This window comes from Sphingomonas sp. Leaf23, assembly GCF_001421585.1.
Lineage (GTDB): Bacteria > Pseudomonadota > Alphaproteobacteria > Sphingomonadales > Sphingomonadaceae > Sphingomonas.
In genome coordinates, this window is record NZ_LMKR01000008.1 from 12,349 (window position 1) to 32,060 (window position 19,712).

General features: G+C 63.2%; 19 protein-coding genes and 1 pseudogene. 13 read left to right on the forward strand and 7 right to left on the reverse strand.

What is annotated here, in order from left to right; all coding sequences use genetic code 11:
* Positions 1-71: 71 nt before the first annotated feature.
* Positions 72-515 carry a response regulator gene (locus tag ASE67_RS17335; RefSeq protein WP_055764218.1) on the forward strand — a complete coding sequence of 148 codons (444 nt, stop codon included), beginning with the start codon at positions 72-74 and terminating at the stop codon, positions 513-515.
* Positions 508-918: a low affinity iron permease family protein gene (locus tag ASE67_RS17340; RefSeq protein WP_055764358.1), complete on the forward strand. Its 411-nt coding sequence runs from the start codon at positions 508-510 to the stop codon at positions 916-918. Before ASE67_RS17335 ends, ASE67_RS17340 begins: the two co-directional genes overlap by 8 nt.
* An 18-nt stretch (positions 919-936) precedes the next feature.
* On the opposite strand, the gene ASE67_RS17345 is transcribed toward ASE67_RS17340, so the two are convergent.
* The 3 genes from ASE67_RS17345 to ASE67_RS17355 all read right to left on the reverse strand — a co-directional run bounded on the left by ASE67_RS17345 (position 937) and on the right by ASE67_RS17355 (position 2,307).
* Positions 937-1,206 (reverse strand): hypothetical protein, encoded by a 270-nt coding sequence (locus ASE67_RS17345; protein ID WP_156348704.1) that lies wholly within the window; start codon positions 1,204-1,206, stop codon positions 937-939.
* A gap of 85 nt (positions 1,207-1,291) precedes the next feature.
* Positions 1,292-1,471 carry a hypothetical protein gene (locus ASE67_RS17350; protein WP_055764224.1) on the reverse strand — a complete coding sequence of 60 codons (180 nt, stop codon included), beginning with the start codon at positions 1,469-1,471 and terminating at the stop codon, positions 1,292-1,294.
* A gap of 179 nt (positions 1,472-1,650) precedes the next feature.
* Positions 1,651-2,307: an NAD(P)H-dependent oxidoreductase gene (locus ASE67_RS17355; protein ID WP_055764227.1), complete on the reverse strand. Its 657-nt coding sequence runs from the start codon at positions 2,305-2,307 to the stop codon at positions 1,651-1,653.
* Between the two features lie 283 nt (positions 2,308-2,590).
* Here ASE67_RS17355 and ASE67_RS17360 point away from each other — a divergent pair, with 283 nt between their 5' ends.
* Positions 2,591-3,241, forward strand: coding sequence for a BON domain-containing protein (locus ASE67_RS17360; protein WP_055764229.1), 651 nt, complete (start codon positions 2,591-2,593; stop codon positions 3,239-3,241).
* A gap of 1,169 nt (positions 3,242-4,410) precedes the next feature.
* Here the strand turns inward: ASE67_RS17360 and ASE67_RS17365 are convergent.
* The 4 genes from ASE67_RS17365 to ASE67_RS17380 form a co-directional block, all read right to left on the reverse strand.
* Complete coding sequence (locus ASE67_RS17365) at positions 4,411-4,932, reverse strand: hypothetical protein (protein ID WP_055764232.1); 522 nt, start codon at positions 4,930-4,932, stop codon at positions 4,411-4,413.
* Positions 4,933-5,035: 103 nt separating this feature from the next.
* Positions 5,036-5,887 (reverse strand): hypothetical protein, encoded by an 852-nt coding sequence (locus ASE67_RS17370; RefSeq protein WP_055764235.1) that lies wholly within the window; start codon positions 5,885-5,887, stop codon positions 5,036-5,038.
* 49 nt (positions 5,888-5,936) lie between these two features.
* Positions 5,937-6,590, reverse strand: coding sequence for a hypothetical protein (locus tag ASE67_RS17375; protein WP_055764238.1), 654 nt, complete (start codon positions 6,588-6,590; stop codon positions 5,937-5,939).
* A 42-nt stretch (positions 6,591-6,632) separates the two neighbouring features.
* On the reverse strand, positions 6,633-7,004 hold the full coding sequence (locus tag ASE67_RS17380) for a hypothetical protein (RefSeq protein WP_055764242.1): 372 nt from the start codon (positions 7,002-7,004) through the stop codon (positions 6,633-6,635).
* 218 nt (positions 7,005-7,222) lie between these two features.
* Here ASE67_RS17380 and hsdR point away from each other — a divergent pair, with 218 nt between their 5' ends.
* The 10 genes and pseudogenes from hsdR to arsH all read left to right on the forward strand — a co-directional run bounded on the left by hsdR (position 7,223) and on the right by arsH (position 19,693).
* A complete protein-coding gene (gene hsdR, locus ASE67_RS17385) occupies positions 7,223-10,627 on the forward strand; it encodes a type I restriction-modification system endonuclease (RefSeq protein ID WP_156348705.1) in 3,405 nt (1,134 codons plus the stop codon).
* Positions 10,628-10,660: 33 nt separating this feature from the next.
* On the forward strand, positions 10,661-12,142 hold the full coding sequence (locus ASE67_RS17390) for a class I SAM-dependent DNA methyltransferase (protein WP_055764246.1): 1,482 nt from the start codon (positions 10,661-10,663) through the stop codon (positions 12,140-12,142).
* Positions 12,139-13,605 carry a restriction endonuclease subunit S gene (locus ASE67_RS17395; RefSeq protein ID WP_055764249.1) on the forward strand — a complete coding sequence of 489 codons (1,467 nt, stop codon included), beginning with the start codon at positions 12,139-12,141 and terminating at the stop codon, positions 13,603-13,605. Before ASE67_RS17390 ends, ASE67_RS17395 begins: the two co-directional genes overlap by 4 nt.
* A gap of 14 nt (positions 13,606-13,619) precedes the next feature.
* Positions 13,620-14,540 (forward strand): restriction endonuclease, encoded by a 921-nt coding sequence (locus ASE67_RS17400; protein ID WP_055764252.1) that lies wholly within the window; start codon positions 13,620-13,622, stop codon positions 14,538-14,540.
* Between the two features lie 101 nt (positions 14,541-14,641).
* A complete protein-coding gene (locus ASE67_RS18765; protein WP_268795383.1) occupies positions 14,642-14,923 on the forward strand; it encodes a helix-turn-helix transcriptional regulator in 282 nt (93 codons plus the stop codon).
* Positions 14,923-16,167 carry a type II toxin-antitoxin system HipA family toxin gene (locus ASE67_RS17410; protein ID WP_055764258.1) on the forward strand — a complete coding sequence of 415 codons (1,245 nt, stop codon included), beginning with the start codon at positions 14,923-14,925 and terminating at the stop codon, positions 16,165-16,167. Before ASE67_RS18765 ends, ASE67_RS17410 begins: the two co-directional genes overlap by 1 nt.
* A 729-nt stretch (positions 16,168-16,896) precedes the next feature.
* Positions 16,897-17,227, forward strand: a pseudogene (locus tag ASE67_RS17980) (ArsR/SmtB family transcription factor).
* Positions 17,228-17,238: 11 nt separating this feature from the next.
* Positions 17,239-17,667, forward strand: a complete 429-nt coding sequence (gene arsC, locus ASE67_RS17420; protein WP_082457255.1) for an arsenate reductase (glutaredoxin) — start codon at positions 17,239-17,241, stop codon at positions 17,665-17,667.
* Positions 17,667-18,953: an arsenic transporter gene (locus ASE67_RS17425; RefSeq protein WP_055764264.1), complete on the forward strand. Its 1,287-nt coding sequence runs from the start codon at positions 17,667-17,669 to the stop codon at positions 18,951-18,953. Before arsC ends, ASE67_RS17425 begins: the two co-directional genes overlap by 1 nt.
* On the forward strand, positions 18,953-19,693 hold the full coding sequence (gene arsH, locus ASE67_RS17430) for an arsenical resistance protein ArsH (protein WP_055764267.1): 741 nt from the start codon (positions 18,953-18,955) through the stop codon (positions 19,691-19,693). Before ASE67_RS17425 ends, arsH begins: the two co-directional genes overlap by 1 nt.
* Positions 19,694-19,712: the final 19 nt, after the last annotated feature.

The following is a 19,712-nucleotide window of genomic DNA, read 5'->3' on the forward strand; positions in this document are numbered from 1 at the left end:
GGCCCTCGTCTTCTACGTACAGACATGACCTTACCGGCATGCGATCCATGCAGAAACCCAAGGATATTCGCATGCAGAATGAAACCAGCGCCGCGTCGCCGGGAGCGACCGGCGTTTCGCTCGTCGATGGGGACACCGCGGTTCGTCACGCCCGACAGCTGATGCTCCGCTCCGAAGACTATGCCGTTCGGTCTTACGCCACCTGTGCCGCCCTGCTCGCCGATCCGCGCGCGCGGGACTATCCCTGCATCATTCTCGACATGGAAATGGAGGCTATCGACGGTCTTGCCCTCCTCCGCGAAATGCGGACCAGTGGCTGGCGCGGCAGGGCGTTGCTGCTCGACGGCCTTGCCCCCGGCAGCCCGGTGCTGACCGAGGCCGAACGTCACGGCGACACCGTGCTCCAGCGCGGCATCGGCGATCGCGCGCTGCTGATCGCAATCGCCGCATCGATCAATGGCGACGCCCCTGCGCGCAGGCCCGCCGGTTCTTCTTCGAATGCTGACGATGCTTGACCGCCTCTTCACGGTCGCCGCTACGCGGATCGCCGGGTTTGCCGGCCAACCCGGTGCCTTCGCGACAGCGGTCGGAATCATCCTCCTCTGGTCGGTTACCGGGCCACTCTTCGGCTATTCGGACACATGGCAGCTGGTCGTGAATACAGCGACGACGATCGTCACGTTCCTGATGGTCTTCCTGATCCAGAACTCACAGAACCGGGATGCAGCGGCCATGCAGGCCAAACTGGATGAATTGATCCGGGCCGTCGACGCGGCCCGATCGCAGTTCATCGGGATCGAACACCTGACCGATCGTGAGATAGAGAAAGTGCGATCCGATCTGGAGCAGGAATGCGGCGATATCGCGGGCCGGGTTTCACCGGCCGTCAGTCTCGCCAATCTCACACGCCGCCTTTGACGACCGTCTAAAGCCCGTTCAGCCGAGAACGCGGGCAAGGAGCGTCGCCCGATCGGCCATATGATCCATCAGATCGGCAGCGTGCATCATCAGCGGGTCTTGCACGGCATCCATCGGCGGACGAACGAACGCAGCCATATCGTGGATCAGGGCGCGCTGGTCGTCAGAGCCGCCGGCCATCATTGCGATCATTGCCTGTTCCAGCGCGATCACCCGACTTCGCAAATGGACCAGCTCATCATGGGACAAGTGATGGCTGGCGTCGACGACGGGCGGTACGACCGTCACGCCGTAAGACAACGCCCCGCCCTCGTTATCCCAACGCGCGAGCGCTTCGGCGCGAAACGCGGCAGCCGTCGGCTGTACGCCAGACTTACACATCGAACACGATCCGGACCGGCGTTCTGGTCAGCGACGTCAGTCGATTGATATACGCATCGGCAATACCGGCATGCGAAGCGCGCGCGCCGCTGTCGATCGACGCCGCCGCCAGCGCCCGAGAGCGTGCGATCCGCGTGATGCAATAGGCGGCTTCGTCCGGGTCCGTGTACATCGCGATCTCCTGATTCGGTGCGCCAGACGATCGGAATGATCGTCCTCGAACGGCTGCCTATCTCGATAGGCCTTGGCGCGTCGGGGCAACACGGTCGGGATATACCTAGAGGTGACGAGCCACCGCATCGGAACACTTAAGATTGCGCAGTACCGACATCGTATGCCGTTTGGACGTGCCTAGGGCGTAGGTTTTCTCACGGCTGATGCGACCTGCCCGCATGTTCGCTGCGCCTGTCTTGCAACCCTCGCAAGATGCTGCTCTACGGATTTTTGGTCCATTTCGCTAGTGACTTGCCCGAACCGCTTGTGTTCCCGCGCATGCATGCCGAACGCATGCACAATGTAGTCGTCAAAAATCGTTGTCAGCGCAATATCCTGCCCTGCTTCACTTAACCAGTACTGCGACATTGCCGAGGTGGTGAAGCTCAGTAATCTTTTCCCACCCAGCAGGGTGCCTCTGTCCTGACGGCGTACGTCTTCCGGCGTTACGCCGGCACCGAATACGCGCTCGACATACCCCTTCATCATGGCAGGAGCCGAACCAAACCAGATCGGATAAATCAGGACGAAGACGTCGCATCCCCACAGGATATTTTTTTCCGCGATCACATCTTTTGCCAGCACCAGTGTTGCAAGGGTTGGTCGCTCATTCGAATACAGTACTGGATCGAAATGCATGGCATACAGATCGCGCAGCACAGTTTCCTGTCCGGCCGCGTGAACCTCTTCGCAATAGCAGTCGGCGATCGCACGGTTAAAGCTGTGTGGATCGGGAGTACACAGGATGACAGCATGCCGCCCGGTTTGCGTTGCGGCCTTGTCCTGTATGCGCATCGTATTGCCCGATCATTTGCGAAGCAGCGGAGGACGGCGGGAGCCGGTAGGATACTCGCCGGACTACTGCTCCTATCCCGCTAAGCAAAACCCGGAATATACGCTATAGGCATTAGGACGCATCCTCGGAAACTACGTAATTCCCAGCATATAATGGTGAAAAATCCGTGCAAATTAGGCTCCCGGACCGGCGTTCTTGCCTGCTCTGCGTAGTTTCCGAGTCTGTCACCCAGAGGATAGACTAGGCAAGCATGCCGAACGAACTCGTTTATGGAGCTACATCATGTCGCATGACGATAAACTGCAAAAGGCTGTACTTGCCGAACTGAAGTGGGAGCCGAGCATTACCGCCGCACATATCGGTGTAACTGCGGACAACGGCACGGTCACCCTGACCGGACATGTCGAGAGCTACGGACAGAAGCATGCGGCCGAAATGGCAACAGGGCGCGTCAAGGGCGTGAAGGCTGTGGCAGAGGAAATCGAGGTCCGGCTCCCATTTTTGATAACCCGCGATGATGCCGACATTGCAAAGGCCGCGGTGGATCGGCTTGCCTGGGACACTCGAACCCCGCGCGACGTCGTGAAGGTAAAAGTAGAAAAGGGTTGGCTGACGCTCACCGGCGAAGTCGACTGGCACTATCAAAAAGAGGCGGCCGAACGCGAGCTCCGCAACCTCATGGGCGTGGCAGGGATCTCCAACCAGATCACGATCAAGTCCCACGTCGATACCGGCCGACTTAGTGACAAAATTCAGCATGCGCTTCACCGCTCGTGGTTTTTCGACGAGGAAAACGTGCATGTCCGGGCGCAGGGTGGCCGCGTGACGCTTACCGGAACCGTCGGATCTTTGGCCGAGCGGAAAACCGCTGCATCGACGGCGTGGGCGGCTCCTGGTGCCACATCCGTCGAGAATGATCTGATCGTCGCCTGATCAGCACAGACTATCCCGCCCGGCCCGTTGCTAAGGCGGGATAGTTGCGGATGAGAAGGCCCGGAAACGGTCGTGCCGGATGTAGCGTGTTCAAATCAAATGTTGAGCTTTGAGCGAGCAGGCAGCGCCAAGACCAAGTGCACGAAACCGCTGCGCGCAGTGGCATTCGCAGTCACTTAGCGCATTTGCGCTGGGGTTTCGCGCTGCGGCAACGGAGGCAGACGGTGGGGTCCTTTAACATGGAGAGCGTTGTCACGGTGATATGCCGCGCCGACACCCAGCGCTTCACCGCGCCAGCTGATGCTCGCCGGCTCGGCGATGCGCCGAATGTCGGCGCGGCCCTAAAACGTACACGTCTTCTCGAGGACCGCCGCCACCGCGCGCTCGCAGGGTGCCATTGGCGTCACGATCCACGGATCGCAGCGACCTGTCCAACGACATTGCGCGCGATTATCTGCGGCCTTCGCGGGGACGTTAAACATGGGCATCTTGAACGCTGCCTGCTCAAGATTGGAAGGTGAGCATTCGTGCCACGCGCCACACGCACCCGAACAAAGCCCACGCCTGTAGGTCCTGGCGCTCGGCTACCTTTACGATCGTGCCGTACTGTCGAAACATTCAAACGGGGCGGAGGCGCCCTTGGGCTCAATAAATGAGGTCTGGCGTCGCACCGGTAGGTCACTCGTCGCGATCTAGCGGCTTGGCGAAGCCGACGCCATCCACGCGATCGTCCGCGACCAGCGATCGGGTTCATGGCGCGCGGGTGGGCTAAACTCCCGAAATTTCATGCTAAATTGCAGTTGCGATTTACCAACGCCAACCGATCAGTTCAGGCTGAACGAACGTCCGCTTCCGGCCTTCCCGATAGCGGCAATTTCGCCGTCCACAAAAGTTCCGACATGCCAGTTCGCCGCCGAACATTTGGAGGCGGCGCAGACGGTCGTCCATTCGGCGTGTTCCGGTCTCGTGGTTTGATCAGGGCGAACGGCGGCTACTGTCGGAACCAGACATTTGCCGGAGTGAACGCGGACGGCCAATTTTGGTCGAAAGCGGACTACTAAACGGTGGGCATATGAATGACATCGTCCATTTGACCGCCAAACGACGTAACAGCCCCGTCAGCGTTGCTGGTAAGCGCGTCTTACACACCAACGAGGCTGATGATGGTATCATGCTGCGGTACGCAGTCGCTCCGGCAACGGTAGTTCGACGCTGCTGGTGCTCTGTCCGTCTAGGATATCGGCAAAGCGCTGATAGGCGCGAAGACAGCCATCCTGCATCGCCTTTTCGCCGCGCGCCGGGGCGCGTGAATGGCGGCGCAGCTTCAGGTCGGTGTCGAGCCGGTATGCGCCCCAACCTTCGCCATCAGGGATGATCCAGCAACGGCCGCCGCTCTGCGGCAGCCAGAGCCAGCAGTGCTCGGCAACGAGGGAGCGGTCGCCGTCGAGGAAAATCAGCGCGACGTTGGGAACGCCATTACAATCCTGCGAAAAGAATATGTGAATGATGTTCCGGCGCGAATTTTGAACCCAATTGGTCCAGTGGAGCAGATTGAGAGGGTGGATCGGTGGGCCAACAATAATCGTAAGATTGTCATCAAGATCGGCTTGCCGGCCGAACGAGCCGGTCAATAGATGGCCGGTAGCGATAATGAGGTTGGCGGCCACCTGCTGAGGCGTATGTTCGATCATATTCAATTCCTTTGATTGTGATCGGCGCAGGCAGAGCCACGCGCCGATCTTCTTGTTTTCCGCCCTCCAATAGGCGCTTTATCTCTGTCAGTTTTGGTCTGGCTCAGGGCGCGAGCAGTTCTTGCTTATGGGTTTCTGTCGCGATGACGTCGTGAAGCACGCGGTCGCCAAAGTGTCCCCAGTCGGCGGCGTAAGACCGGTGGGTGCAGTGCTCGGCGACGAAGCCGGTCAGCCGCCGCGTCGCCTCCAGCACGGAAGTGGTGCCGCCGGTCAGATGGCGCCAGCGCATCAACAGCGCCGCTGTGGTCAGTACGTCGCCCTCGCAAACCGAGCGGACCGCCGACCATTTGCCGTGCTGCATCAGTTGGGAAACAAGATCCGGCCGGGAGGTCAGTTTCGCTGGAATGCCCAGCCGGGCGGCGACTTCGGCGAGATGGGCTGGTGCGGCCCCGCCGCACATCTCGGTGCAAAGATCGACGTGCCCGGAAACATCACGCCGCCATGGCGACAGCAGGCCGGCTAGGCTTGCCGGCAACCGCAGCCCGGCATCTATCGCCCCGATCAGGATCTGCGGCAGGTCGGAATGGAACCCGCCCCATGTCACTAGCTGGGCACGGCCGAGCTGTTCCATATCGGCGAAGAAGGCTTTCAGGATAGCGGCTTCATCCATTTCCGGCAGACCGCGCGTTTCCAGCCGAACCGGGCGCAGGCCGTCCGCAGCCTCGGTCATTACCAGCCAGCTCAGTGTCGTGATCCGGTGGCAGGGCCAGCGCGGCGTCACGCGCGGGTCGGTACGCAGTTCGCGGGGAGAAAGATGCGCGGCATCGGCGGGCAGGAAGCGTTCGGCCGCCTGGTAACGCGCGTGCGCTTCATGGTCATAGGCGAGTTCGGCATCAAGAATGACGACGAAGCGGGGCGTGTTGCTCTTCCAGAGCGAGGTCAGGTCGTGGTGCATAGTGGTTCTCCGGCGGGCTGTCGCGCCCGCGTGTCGAGGAAAGGAAAGGTCAGCGGGTGGCGGGCCGATGGATGCGCCAGCGGTCGAGGGTGCGAAGCGCGGCTTGTGCAGGGTGAATGGCGTCATCGAAATCGCCGAACAATCTCGCCCAGCACTGCCACCCGGCCACCGCCTCGTTGATCAGTTCCACGGCGGTGGTTGCCGGCTCCGGCAGCAGGACGGTCGGCATGGCCGCGTCGCATTCGGTGACGGATGTGCCCGGGCCGCAGATGCACGGCATATGAGGCGCACGCGCCTGACGGACATGCCATGTGTGCCCGCGCGGCATGTCGCGCCACCGCCCGGCCGTGTCGCCAGCGGCGGAACGGATGCGTGGATGCTGCGTCAGATCCGCGAGCGCCTGTAGTCGGCGAGGAACGCTGCCCCAATTATCCCAACTGATAATAACGCCGTCCGCAGGAATGCGCTGCTCGAGCCAGTTGATCAGGTCGTTGACGGTGTCGTCCTCGCCAAGACAGCGAGCGTCGCCGACAAAGCGGTAGTCGTCATTATCCGGGGTAACCGTGAGCATGCCGACCCCGCATAGGATGCGAGCATCTGGCCGGTGTCCGGCAGCGGGACAGGCGCCGATGGTACGCACAGCAAGTGCGATCGATGAGGGCGCGAAACCTCGCGCCTCGATCGACAGGTCGATGAGAGACATAGTGTTTTCCTTAGGAATTGGCTGCAGTGCGGCCGGGTTGGATCAATCGGCAGCTTGCAGCAGGTCCGCGATATGGAGCTGGACGGCAGGGTGATCGGCTCCGACCAACCACCTGGCGGAATAGGGGCGGAGGGCCGTTGCGATGCCCTGGCCGAAGGGGATCACTTGGGTGAGGCGGCGAATGATTTGCCGGACCGCGGTGATCGTGTCGGCATTTAGTTGCCGATTGGTACTGAGACGATGGCCGCCGTCGAGGCGAGCCACGCTCGCCAAGGCGATGATAGGTATAGGACGCATGTGTGCTGTGCTCCAGGCGCGCACCCTCAGCCGAAACCGCGCGAAGCGGTTGGGGTGAGGATCACGGATGGTGGGGAAGGGCCGGCAGCGCCGGTCGACGGTGAAGATCCCGATCAAGGGCAGAGCCGGCGGGTGCCAACTCTCATTTTCCTCTCTTCAGAACCTTCGCTTCGCCTTCCCTCTAGTTCAGCGCTACCGGCGCTCTTTTCGATGCTGCCGATACGGTAATCGCTCAAATTTGGCGCGCACCGGAACCTCGCATCGCCGCCTTGCTCTGCGCGATTATCCATTTCGTCAGTGATTGAAGACGATGCGGGCCGTGCTAACAAGCAGATGTGGATACTGAGCAGGGCGGCAATTTCGGTTTTTTGGCGGCCCGCGATGGCCAGTTGGCGCGGCTGGGCGCACTGGCGGAGAGCTATTTCCGTTCCGATCCGCCGGCCGCATTGCTCAAACTGCGACTGTTCGGCGAGGCGCTGTCGAAACAGGTTCTAGCGCGCCATGGCCTGTCGTCTTCGTCGTCGGCGACCTTCGACGAGGTGCTGCGCGAGGGAAAGGCTCGCAATATATTCCCGCAGCAGGTTGCGGACCTGCTGTTCCAGATCAGGCGCTGGGGCAATGCCGCTGCCCATGAGGACCGCGGGTCCGCAAGCGATGCCCTGAACGCGCTGAAGTTCGCGAGCGCGATCGGTGTCTGGTACCATCGCACCTATCGGAATGCGGCGTCTTTCGATCCCGGTCCGTTCGTGCCTCCGATTGCGCCAGCAGACGCCGATGCCGCGTTGCGCGAACAACTTGCCAGATTACGCAACGCGGTTGCCGACAGCCATGACGCGGAGGCGCAGGCCCGGTTGCGCGCGCAGGATGCCGAGGCGGAACGGGAACGACTGGCGGCATCGATCGACGAGCAGCAGCGGCAGCGCGCGTTCTGGGAAAACTATGCGGCAGAGACCGAAGCTGCGCTGGCCAAGGCCCGTGAAGAACTGGCCGCGATCCGAGCCGAGGCACAGGCGGCGCCGACCCAAGACATGCAACTGCTGTCCGCGGCGGCATCGCGCGCGGCAGAGAAGGTGGAGCTGGACGAGGACGCCACCCGCGTTCTCATCGACGCGAAACTGCGCGCTGCCGGCTGGACCGTCGACAGCGAGACGCTGACCCACGCCGCCGGTGCCCGGCCTGCTTATGGCGAGGCGATGGCGATCGCCGAATGGCCGACGAAGAAGGGGCGGGTCGACTATGCGCTGTTCATCGACGGCCGTTGCATCGGTGTCGTTGAGGCGAAGAAAAAGAAGACCGACGTCCCCGCCATGTTGGGACAGGCGCGGCGTTATGCCCAGGATATCGCGCTGACGCCCGACGAATTGCCGGGCGGCGGTCCGTGGTTGGACGGCGAACACCGCTATCGCGTCCCGTTCCTGTTTGCGACCAACGGGCGCGCTTATGTGAAGCAACTGGCGACGAAATCGGGCATCTGGTTCTGGGATGCACGCACGCCGGGCGCGGTCCCGCGTGCGCTCCCGGAATGGTTCAGTCCGCGCGATCTGGAGGAGCGGCTGGCACAGGCGATCGTCCCGGCCGGTGCGCATGTCGCCGATCAGGAACTGGGGGTCGCCGGCCTGCGCCCGTATCAGCGCGACGCGATCGCCGCGGTCGAGGACGCGATCCGTGCCGGTCGGCGCGACATGCTGGTCGCGATGGCCACGGGCACGGGCAAGACGCGCCTCGCCATCGCGCTGATGTACGAGCTGCTGCGCGCCAATCGCTTCCGCCGCATCCTGTTCCTGGTCGATCGCAGCGCGCTGGGTCGCCAGACGCTTGACGCCATGAGCGTGACCGACACCAGCGGCTTCCTGAAATTTGACCAGGTGTTCGGCGTTGCCGATCTAGAGAAGAAGCTGCCAGAAGCCGTCGACCGGGTGCAGGTCGCGACCGTGCAGGCGATGATCCGCCGCCTGTTCGACGATCCCGATGCAGCGCGCCCGACGCCTGGCACCTATGACCTCATCATCGTCGACGAGGCCCATCGCGGCTACACGCTGGACGCCGAGCTGCGCGAAGAGGATCTCGGCTTCCGCAATCTCGACGATTATCTGTCCGCCTATCGCCGAGTGCTCGACTATTTCGACGCGGCGACGGTGGCGTTGACCGCGACGCCCGCGCTGCACACGACGCAGATCTTCGGCCTGCCGGTCTATCGCTATGGCTATCGGCAGGCGGTGATCGACGGATGGCTGATCGACCATCGTCCGCCGCGCCGGATCACCACCGCGCTCAGCCAGACCGGGATCCGCTTCGACGCGGGCGACGAGGTAGAGATCGTCGACCGCCAGACTGGCGAGATCGAGCTGATGACGCTGCCCGACCAAGTCGATTTCGAGGTCGCGGCGTTCAATCGCAAGGTGTTAACCCAGGCGTTCAACCGTGCAGTGGCGCAGGCGGTGGCGCAGGAATGCCCGCCCGACCAGCCGGGCAAGACGCTGATCTTCGCGGTCAGCAACGACCATGCCGACATCTTGGTCGACGAACTCGCGAAGGCGCTGACCGAGGAATACGGCGCACTGCCCGGCGGACTGGTCGAGAAGATCACGGGTACCGTCGATCGCCCGCTGGAGCGGATCAGGGCGTTTAAGAACGACCCGCGCCCCAAATATGTCGTCACGGTCGATCTGCTGACCACCGGCATCGACGTGCCCGCGATCACCAACTTGGTTTTCGTGCGGCGGGTGAACAGCCGTATTCTCTACGACCAGATGATCGGCCGTGCGACGCGGCGCTGCGATGAGATCGGCAAGACCCATTTTCGCATCTTCGACGCGGTCGACCTCTACGCGCATCTTCAGGACGTGACCGATATGCGGCCGGTGGTGGTCGATCCGGCGCTAAGCTTCGCCACGCTGCTGGGCGACCTGGCGCGCGCCACCGAAGAGGAAGATCGCGCCTTCGTCCGCGACCAGATAGTGGTGAAGCTGCGCCAGCGGCTGCCCCGGCTTGCTCCAACGGCGCGGGAGCGGATCGAGCAACTGCTTGGCGCACCCGATGCGTTGCCCGATCGCCTGCGCGACGCCACGCCCGCCGAGGCATTGGCGCTGTTTGAGCGGCATCCATCACTGGTCGACATCCTAGACCAGGGACCGCGCGAGCGAACCGATCCCGGCGTCTTCATTTCGGCCCATGACGACGAACTGATCGGCGTCGACGACGTCTTCCCCGATCACGCGAGCCCGGCCGACTATATCGAGAGTTTCGAGGCCTATGTCCGAAGCCAGATGAACGTCGTGCCCGCGCTGATCGCCGCGACGCAGCGCCCGCGCGACCTGACCCGCGCCGAGCTGAAGGAAATTTCCGTCCTGCTCGACACGCACGGCTTTTCCGAAACGCATCTGCGCGCCGCCTATGGCCGCGTCCGCAATGCCGACATCGCCGCGCACATCATCGGTTTCGTGCGGCAGGCGGCGCTCGGCGATCCGCTGGTCCCCTATGCCACGCGCGTCGAGAGCGGGGTCGAGCGCATCTTGGCGAGCCGAGACTGGACGCCGATCCAGCGCCGCTGGCTGCAACGCATCGGCCGCGCGCTGAAGGAACAGCCGGTCGGCGATCCCGCGATCCTGTCCGATCCGCTGTTCGCCCAGAATGGCGGGTTCGACGCGATCGATCGCGAGTTCGACCACCACCTGCGCGATGTGCTGATGGACCTGAACGTCGCCATCTGGGATAGCCGCGATACCGACCAGGCGGCCTGATCCGCCCCAATTGACGACAAAGGACGACGCCCCGTGAACCCCTCCGCCGAACTGGTGAACAAGCTGTGGCGGCTCTGCGCCATGCTCCGCAAGGACGGCATCACCTATCAGCAGTACGTCACCGAGCTGACCTATCTGCTGTTCCTGAAGATGGCGTCGGAGCAAAAGGACGAGAGCCGCATTCCCGAGGCCTATCGCTGGTCTCGGCTGAAGGCGGCGAACGAGGCGGAACTGCTGACCGTCTACAAGCGCGCGCTGATCGACCTGGGCGATCCCGCCAAGGTCCCCGACCGTTCGGTCGTCGCCATCTTCCAGAACGCCTCGACCATCGTGCGCGAGCCGGCCAATCTGCGCCGCCTGATCGACGCGATCGACGGGCTGCACTGGTTTTCCGCCGAGCGTGACGCGTTCGGCGACGCCTATGAAGGCCTGCTGCAGAAAATGGCGGAGGAGACCAAGCGCGGGGCAGGGCAGTATTTCACCCCGCGCGTCTTGATCGACGTGATGGTCGCGCTGATGCAGCCGCAGCCGGGCGAGGTGATTCAGGACCCGGCGGCGGGCACGGGCGGCTTCCTGATCGCCGCCGACCGCCATATGCGCGAAGGCACCGACGACTATTTCGAGCTGTCGCCCAAGCAACAGGCGTTCCAGCTGCGCGAAGCGTTTCGCGGCATCGAGAACGTCCCCGACACCTTCCGCCTGCTGCTGATGAACCTGCACCTCCACAAGATCGACCCGACCGATCTGGTGCTGGGCGACACGCTGTCGCCGCGCGGCAGCGAGGCGGCGTTCAAACGCGCCGACCTGATTCTGAGCAACCCGCCTTTCGGCCCGGCGGGCGGGCCGCCGACGCGTGACGACCTGACCATCACCGACCGCGTCTCCTCCTACCAGTTGCCGTTCGTCGAGCACATTATCCGCGCGCTCGCTCCCGGCGGCCGCGCGGCGGTGGTGGTGCCTGATAACGTCCTGTTCGACGATGGGCGCGGCAAGGCGCTCCGGCGGATGCTGATGCACCGCTGCGACCTGCACACCATCCTGCGGCTGCCGACCGGCATCTTCTATGCGCAGGGGGTCAAGACCAACGTCCTGTTCTTCACCCGATCGACCGAAGCCGATCCGGCCGAGGACGCGACCCAGGCGGTGTGGATCTACGACATGCGCGCGGGCGCGCCCGCCTATGGCAAGACCAACCCGCTAAAGCGCGCCGACTTCGCAGGCTTCGTGGCGGCGTTCGGCGACGATCCGCATGGCCGCGCGGCGCGCACCGACGAAGGCGAAACCGGCCGCTTCCGCCGCTTCGACCGCGCCGCGCTGGAGGCGCGGGGCGACAATCTCGACATCAGCTGGCTCAAGGACACCAGCGCCGACGCCGAAGACGGCCTCGACACGCCCGAGGACATCGCCGCGGCGATCGAGGGTCATCTGCTGGCCGCGCTGGAGGAAATCGGCGCGCTGGTGGCAGAATTGGGGAGCGAGACTGAAGAGCCGGTAATCGTGGAGGCGGCGGAATGACGTTGCCGACGGGGTGGATTGAGACGACCGTTGGCGACGTCTCCGCGACGAAGCTCGGCAAGATGCTCGACGCGAACAAGAATAAGGGTGAGCCCGTCGCCTATCTTCGCAACGTCAATGTGCGGTGGGGTGCCTTCGATCTCTCGGATTTACTCGAGATGCGAGTCACGGCTGAGGAGCGTGACGAATTGGCGGTTCGCGATGGCGACCTGTTCGTGTGTGAGGGGGGCGAGCCGGGACGGTGTGCTGTTTGGCGTGGGGGCGAGCGGGATCTGGTTTTCCAAAAGGCGATTCATCGCGTCCGGCCGCTTGACGCAGTGAACGCCGAATACATCGCCGCGCTTTTCACCCATCTTGCTGCAAGAGATGGACTTTCCCACCTCTTCACGGGGACTACGATCAAGCATCTGCCGCAGGTGGCCCTGCAACGAGTACCTTTTCCGCTGCCCCCCGCAGCCGAACAACGGCGTATCGTCGCGAAAGTCGACGGTCTGGCTGTCCGTCTTGCAAGGGCACGGGATGATCTTGATCGCATCCCGATGCTAGCTCAAAGCCTGCGGCAAAATGCGTTGAGCCTTGCCCAGTTCGGTTCATTATCTGGGTCTTGGCGGGAAGCACAGCTTGCTACGTCAAGCGCTGCCGACGCTCTTGATGCGGTGAGGGATCTTAGGACAAAGAGACCTAAACCTGTCCGGCGGGTCGTTAGCATTTCCCTCAATTTTGCGTTGCCAAAGACATGGGCGCAAGTCTCTCCGGACGAAATAGCTGCCGACGCGCCCCATTCGATCGGCATTGGTCCGTTCGGGAGCGACTTGGTCAAGGCAGACTACCGCGAGTCGGGAACGCGTCTCGTCTTTGTGCGAGATGTAAGGGCGCAACAGTTCGGCGAGTTAGGCGCGAAATATGTTAACGGCGAAAAGGCTGAGAAATTAAAGGCGCATATGGTCGAGAGCGGCGACTTGCTTGTGACCAAAATGGGCGATCCGCCGGGCGATGTGGCGCTTTTCACCGGCGACGCGCGTGCGATCATTACGGCGGACTGCATCAAGCTCCGCGCGCACAGCCAACTCGCAGAACCGGATTATCTCCTATTCTGCCTTCGTTTTCCGTGTGTGCAGGAGCAGATTAGAGCCGCAACTAAAGGTGTGGCCCAACAGAAAATCAGCTTGGATTCCTTCCGCCGAATGGTGCTGCCAATCCCACCCTTGGCTGAACAACGGCAGATTGCGACGGTGCTTCGCGCCACCTTCGCCCGCGCCGACCGCCTCGAAGCCGAAGCCGCCCGCGCCCGCGCGCTGCTCGACCGGCTTGAAGCTGCGATCCTCGCCAAGGCGTTTCGCGGCGAGCTGGTGCCGCAGGACCCGAAGGACGAGCCGGCTAGCGTACTGCTCGACCGCATCCGCGCCGAACGTGCCGCCGCGCCCAAGGCGAAGCGCGGGCGTGCGCGCAAGGCTGTGGGCTGAGCGGGGAGGAGAACATGGCCATTCCCGATTATCAGACGCTGATGCTGCCGGTGCTGCGCCTCGCCGCCACCAGCGTCACGCGCGTGCCCGATGCGGCGGTGGCGATCGCCGATCAGCTCGGGCTGAGCGAGGCGGAGCGCGAGGAGATGCTGCCCAGCGGGCGGCAGCGCGTGCTGCACAACCGCATCCACTGGGCGAAATTCTACATGGCCAAGGCGGGATTGATCGACAGTCCCGAACGCGGCCGCTTCGTCGCCAGCGCAGAAGGAAAGGCGCTGCTCTCGACCCAGCCGGCGACGATCACGGTCGAGACGCTGAAGACCTATCCCGCCTTCGCGCAATTCTATGCCGGGGACCCGCAGGCCTCGCCCGCCGAGGCACAGGTTGCCGAAGCCGCCGCCACCGCGACCGCCACGCCCGAGGAGCAGATCGACGCCGCGCAGGGCGTCCTCCACGCGGCACTGAAGGCCGAACTGCTACAGCGTGTGCTGGCGCAGAGCCCGGCCTTTTTCGAACGCACGATCGTCGATCTGCTGGTGGCGATGGGCTATGGGGGCAGCCATGAGGGTGCCGCGCTCAGCCTCGGCCGCAGTGGCGACGGCGGCGTGGATGGTGTCATCGACGAGGATCGTTTGGGCCTCGACCGCATCTATATCCAGGCGAAGCGCTATGCCCCGCATGTCGGCGTCGGGCGGCCCGACGTGCAGGGCTTCGTCGGCAGCCTGGTCGGCTTCGGTGCGACCAAGGGCGTGTTCGTCACCACCTCCAGCTTCAGCGCCCCCGCGATCGAGTTCGTCCGCCATTTGCCGCAGCGCGTGGTCCTGATCGACGGCGCGCGCCTCGCCGAACTAATGATCGAACACGGCGTCGGCGTTCGCGTGAGCCGCACCATCGTGGTGAAGCGGCTGGACGAAGACTTCTTCGCGGACGAGTGATGGATCAAATATGCGACACATCAGTAGATATGACGCATATTTGATGCTAAATATTGGGAATGGTAGCCCAGTCGCGATATGCCGAAAATGCGCTCAAGTTAATGGCCGATACGCTACGCGCCGCGCGAACAGAGCAGCGCCTATCGCAAGCGGACCTCGCCGGTCGGGCGGGAATATCAAGATCCCTGCTCGTGCGGGTCGAACGCGGGGAACCGGGTTGTGCGATCGGTACCGTGTTCGAACTGGCGGCGATTCTGAAGGTGCCGCTGTTCGGCCTCGACGAAAAGGAAGTGGCGCGCGAGGCTAACCGCGTGGCCGATCGGCTCGCGCTGTTGCCCGCTGCTGTTCACAGCCGCCGGGCTCCCGTGGATGACGATTTCTGATGGCGGATCAGGCGTTCGTCTGGGTCTGGCTGCCCGGACACACCGAGCCGGTCGTGGCGGGCCGTATCTTTCGCGACGGGCAGAGGCTGTCGTTCAACTATGGCCGCAGCTATCTGGCACGCGTGGACGCGATGCCGCTGTACCTGCCGGAACTGCCGCTCGTCCCGGGCGCAATCGTGCCGTTGCCCGGTCTTTCGATACCGAGCAGCTTGCGCGATGCCGCGCCCGATGCCTGGGGACGTCGGGTCATCCTCAACCGTTTGCTGGGGCGGCAGGCGCGGGATGGCGATGTCGATCGCATCGACGAGCTGAGCTATCTGCTCGAGTCCGGGTCCGATCGGATCGGCGCGCTCGATTTTCAGGCCTCGGCAACCGACTATGTTCCGCGCGCTGCGATCGGCGCGACGCTGGAGGAACTGGTCCAGTCGGCGGAGCGGGTCGAGGCCGGCATCCCGCTGACGCCTGAGCTTGACCGTGCGCTGCATCATGGCAGTTCGCTGGGCGGCGCACGGCCCAAGGCGCTGCTGACCGACGGGACGACGAAATATGTCGCCAAATTTCCCGCAGCTGGCGACGTCCATAATGTCGTGAAGGCCGAATATGTCGCGATGCGGCTCGCCGCCAAGGCCGGGCTGAACGTCGCGCCGGTACGGCTGGTGCAGGCGCAGGGCAAGGACGTGCTGCTGGTCGAGCGCTTCGATCGTGTGGCCGTCGGCGAGGGGTGGTCGCGCCGGGCGATGGTGTCGGCGCTGACGCTGCTCGAACTCGACGAGATGATGGCACGCTACGCTAGCTATGAGGTGCTGGCCGAGATCATTCGCCACCGCTTCACCAAACCGCGAGAGACGTTGCGGGAGCTGTTCGGCCGGCTGGTCTTCAATATCCTCTGCGGCAACACTGACGACCATGCGCGCAACCACGCGGCGTTTTGGAGCGGCAGCTCACTGGCGCTGACGCCTGCCTATGACATCTGTCCGCAAGCCCGCGCGGGTGGCGCGGCGGGCCAAGCGATGCTGATCCATGGCGCGCGCCGCGACAGTCAGTTAAGGCTTTGCCTCGACGCAGCTGGTACTTTCCTGCTGACCCGCGAGGCGGCTGACGCCATCATCGACAACCAAATTGCGACCATTATCGATCGCTATGACGCCGTGTGTGACGAAGCTGCCCTTTCCGTTGTCGACCGTGGCCTCCTGCACAAGCGTCAGTTTCTTAACCCGTATGTCCTACAGGACCTCGAAGGGTAGCGGGGCGGCTGTGCCCCGTCCGACGCTGCGAAGCAGCAACTCCCGCGTTAGCGCTGGCATCGCGAGAGCGATGCCAAACTCGGCGCATCAGCGCCGATCCAAGCGGCGCCGAAGGCGACGCCGCATACAATATGGTGAAACGCAGTTGCACCATATTGTAGGTATTGCGCCTAAAAAACCGATAACCCTAATTTCGGCGTTTTTTAGAGAAAGCAGCCTTTTCCTGGCAAAAATCACAGGTCGCGGTCAAAATTTACCCGAAAACCCGAATAACTCTCGATAACGTAACTATATTCCAACACTAGGACACTAAATAACAAACATATCAAAATTTTTAGGCTTAAATTAATGAAACTATGTGTCCTTTTAAGCTGACTTACCGCCACGGGAGAGGCAAAATTAGGGTTATCGGGGAAAATTCTTGCAATAATATTGCGCAAAAGCGAAACCTTAGGGCATAATGCTGCGATCGCCATATCTATTCGGGTTTTCGGTTTTTTTAGTACGGAGGACTTCCTCCCCGGCATCGGCGATGCCGACCTCCGGCACAAATGGTGTTCGGGTAATTTCTGCTTCGGTGGGTTACGGAATCAGATGCGGCGCTGATGGTTTCCGGCTTTACGGCTATCATTTTCATCATGCCCAGGTTCGTCATGCCCCGGCCGCAGGTCCGGTTGCGGCAGACAAATCAACCCTAGTTCTAGCCCGCATATCTACTATGCTGGATATATGGAAACCGATTCGGCTATCGCTGCGCTTGGCGCGCTAGCACAGGGAACGCGTCTCGATGTGTTTCGCCTGCTTGTCCGCCATGAACCAACCGGACTGGCGGCCGGTGAAATAGCCCGTCAGCTCGACGTGCCGCAAAACACCATGTCGGCGCACCTCGGCATTCTCGCCCGCGCGGGATTGGTCCATTCCGAGCGTCATAGCCGGTCGATCATCTACCGCGCCGATCTCGACGGCCTGCGCGCGCTGACACTGTTCCTCGTCAAGGATTGCTGCGGGCAACGCGGAACTGTGCGCGCCGCTCGTTGCCGAACTGACCCCCTGTTGCTGAAAGGACGTCCCGTGGCCGTCGACATCGTCATCTATCACAATCCCGAGTGCGGTACGTCGCGCAACACCCTCGCCATGATCCGCAATGCCGGCATCGAGCCGCATGTGGTCGAATATCTGAAAACCCCTCCGGCCCGCGCGCTGCTGGCAGAACTGATCGACCGCGCCGGCATGACGCCGCGCGAGCTGCTGCGCGAGAAGGGGACGCCCTATGCGGAACTGGGGCTGGGCGACACGTCGCTGTCCGACGACGCGCTGATAGACGCGATGATGGCGCACCCAATCCTCATCAACCGGCCGCTAGTCGTCTCGCCGCTCGGCGTGAAGCTGTGCCGCCCGTCCGAAGCCGTCCTCGATCTGCTGCCGAGTGCCCAGCTCGCCGCGTTCGCCAAGGAAGACGGCGAACAGGTGGTTGATGCTTCGGGCCAGCGCGTCGCCTGATGCTCCTTGCCGTCCTGATCTTCGTCGCGACGATCGCGCTCGTCATTTGGCAACCCAGGGGCCTCGGCATCGGATGGAGCGCGATGGGCGGGGCGGTGGTGGCGCTGCTCGCGGGCGTGGTCACGCTGTCCGACGTGCCGGTGGTATGGGGCATCGTCTGGAACGCGACCGGCGCGTTCGTCGCGATCATCGTCATCAGCCTGCTGCTCGATGAAGCCGGATTTTTCGAATGGGCGGCGCTCCATGTCGCGCGCTGGGGCGGGGGGCATGGTCGCCGGCTGTTCGTCCTGATCGTGCTGCTCGGCGCGGCGGTGTCCGCGCTGTTCGCCAATGACGGCGCGGCGCTGATCCTGACGCCGATCGTCATCGCCATGCTGCGGGCGCTGGGGTTCGAGGACAAGGCGACGCTGGCGTTCGTCATGGCGGCAGGGTTCATCGCCGACACCGCCAGCCTGCCGCTGGTCGTCTCGAACCTCGTCAACATCGTGTCGGCCGATTTCTTCAAGATCGGCTTCGGCGAATACGCGGCCGTGATGGTGCCGGTCGATGTGGTGTCGATCGCCGCGACGTTGGGCGCGCTGCTGCTGTTTTTCCGACGCGACATTCCAACCGACTATGACGTGGCTGCATTGCGGACACCCGCCGACGCCATCCGCGACCGCGCGACCTTCCGCGCCGGATGGATCGTCCTGGCCGTCCTGCTCGCGGGCTTCTTCCTGCTCGAACCGCTCGGCGTGCCGGTCAGCGCCGTCGCCGCTGCCGGCGCGATCCTGCTGCTGGCGGTCGCGGGGCGAGGCCATGTCATCCAGACCGGCAAGGTGCTGCGCGGCGCGCCATGGCAGGTCGTCCTATTCTCGCTCGGCATGTACCTGGTCGTCTACGGCCTGCGGGACGCCGGCCTGACCGATCATCTGGCGGCGCTGCTCGATCGCACCGCGCAAGGTGGCGTGTGGGGCGCGGCACTGGGTACGGGCGTCATCGCGGCGGTTCTGTCGTCGGTGATGAACAACATGCCGACCGTGCTGGTGGGGGCGCTGTCGATCGATGCCGCGCACGCGACAGGGGCGGTCAAGGAAGCAATGATGTACGCCAATGTGATCGGTTGCGACCTCGGACCCAAACTGACGCCGATCGGCTCGCTCGCGACCCTGCTGTGGCTCCACGTCCTCGGGCAAAAAGGCGTGCGCATTGGATGGGGCTATTATTTCCGGGTCGGGGTCACGCTGACCGTGCCTGTCCTGCTCATCACGCTGGCGGCGCTCGCGCTGCGAATTGGGATTGCCTGATGCCTGTCCGCGACCTTGCCGACCCCGACCATATGCCCGCGCTCGACCGGCGCTATGCACGCGATCGGCCCGCCCTCGGGCTGGGGGCTGGCGATCCGCCGCCGCGCATCCTGCTGCTCTACGGATCGCTGCGCGAGCGATCCTATTCGCGCCTGTGTATCGAGGAAGCAGCACGGCTGCTCCGTTTCTTCGGCTGCGAAACGCGTATCTTCGATCCATCGACGCTGCCGCTACCCGACCAGCATGCGGGCGACGATCACCCGGCCGTCCACGAACTGCGCGGACTATCGATGTGGTCAGAGGGGCAGGTGTGGTGCAGCCCCGAGCGCCACGGCCAAATCACTGGCATCATGAAGCTTCAGATCGATCACCTACCGCTCAGCATGGGCGGGATGCGCCCGACGCAGGGTCGTACGCTGGCGGTCATGCAGGTGTCAGCGGGATCGCAGTCGTTCAACAGCGTCAACACACTTCGCGTGCTGGGCCGCTGGATGCGGATGGTAACGATCCCTAACCAGTCGTCGGTCGCCAAGGCGTTCGCCGAGTTCGATGATGCCGGCCGCATGAAGCCGTCGAGCTATTACGACCGGATCGTCGACGTGATGGAGGAACTGGTGCGCTTCACCGTCCTGCTGCGCCCGCATACCGCCCAGCTGGTCGATCGCTATTCGGAGCGAAAGGAAGCCGGCACGGCGATCGACACCGCCACCGACCCGTCGAGTATCGCCACGAAACCTTGATGCGGGCGGCTGCGACCGG

Bases quoted from the DNA above. Each gene is read 5' to 3' on its own strand.
- ASE67_RS17335 (WP_055764218.1), top strand. From the start codon at position 72: ATGCAGAATGAAACCAGCGCCGCGTCGCCGGGAGCGACCGGCGTTTCG.
- ASE67_RS17340 (WP_055764358.1), top strand. From the start codon at position 508: ATGCTTGACCGCCTCTTCACGGTCGCCGCTACGCGGATCGCCGGGTTT.
- ASE67_RS17350 (WP_055764224.1), bottom strand. From the start codon at position 1,471: ATGTACACGGACCCGGACGAAGCCGCCTATTGCATCACGCGGATCGCA.
- ASE67_RS17355 (WP_055764227.1), bottom strand. From the start codon at position 2,307: ATGCGCATACAGGACAAGGCCGCAACGCAAACCGGGCGGCATGCTGTC.
- ASE67_RS17360 (WP_055764229.1), top strand. From the start codon at position 2,591: ATGTCGCATGACGATAAACTGCAAAAGGCTGTACTTGCCGAACTGAAG.
- ASE67_RS17365 (WP_055764232.1), bottom strand. From the start codon at position 4,932: ATGATCGAACATACGCCTCAGCAGGTGGCCGCCAACCTCATTATCGCT.
- ASE67_RS17370 (WP_055764235.1), bottom strand. From the start codon at position 5,887: ATGCACCACGACCTGACCTCGCTCTGGAAGAGCAACACGCCCCGCTTC.
- ASE67_RS17375 (WP_055764238.1), bottom strand. From the start codon at position 6,590: ATGTCTCTCATCGACCTGTCGATCGAGGCGCGAGGTTTCGCGCCCTCA.
- ASE67_RS17395 (WP_055764249.1), top strand. From the start codon at position 12,139: ATGACGTTGCCGACGGGGTGGATTGAGACGACCGTTGGCGACGTCTCC.
- ASE67_RS17400 (WP_055764252.1), top strand. From the start codon at position 13,620: ATGGCCATTCCCGATTATCAGACGCTGATGCTGCCGGTGCTGCGCCTC.
- ASE67_RS18765 (WP_268795383.1), top strand. From the start codon at position 14,642: ATGGCCGATACGCTACGCGCCGCGCGAACAGAGCAGCGCCTATCGCAA.
- ASE67_RS17410 (WP_055764258.1), top strand. From the start codon at position 14,923: ATGGCGGATCAGGCGTTCGTCTGGGTCTGGCTGCCCGGACACACCGAG.
- ASE67_RS17425 (WP_055764264.1), top strand. From the start codon at position 17,667: ATGCTCCTTGCCGTCCTGATCTTCGTCGCGACGATCGCGCTCGTCATT.
- arsH (WP_055764267.1), top strand. From the start codon at position 18,953: ATGCCTGTCCGCGACCTTGCCGACCCCGACCATATGCCCGCGCTCGAC.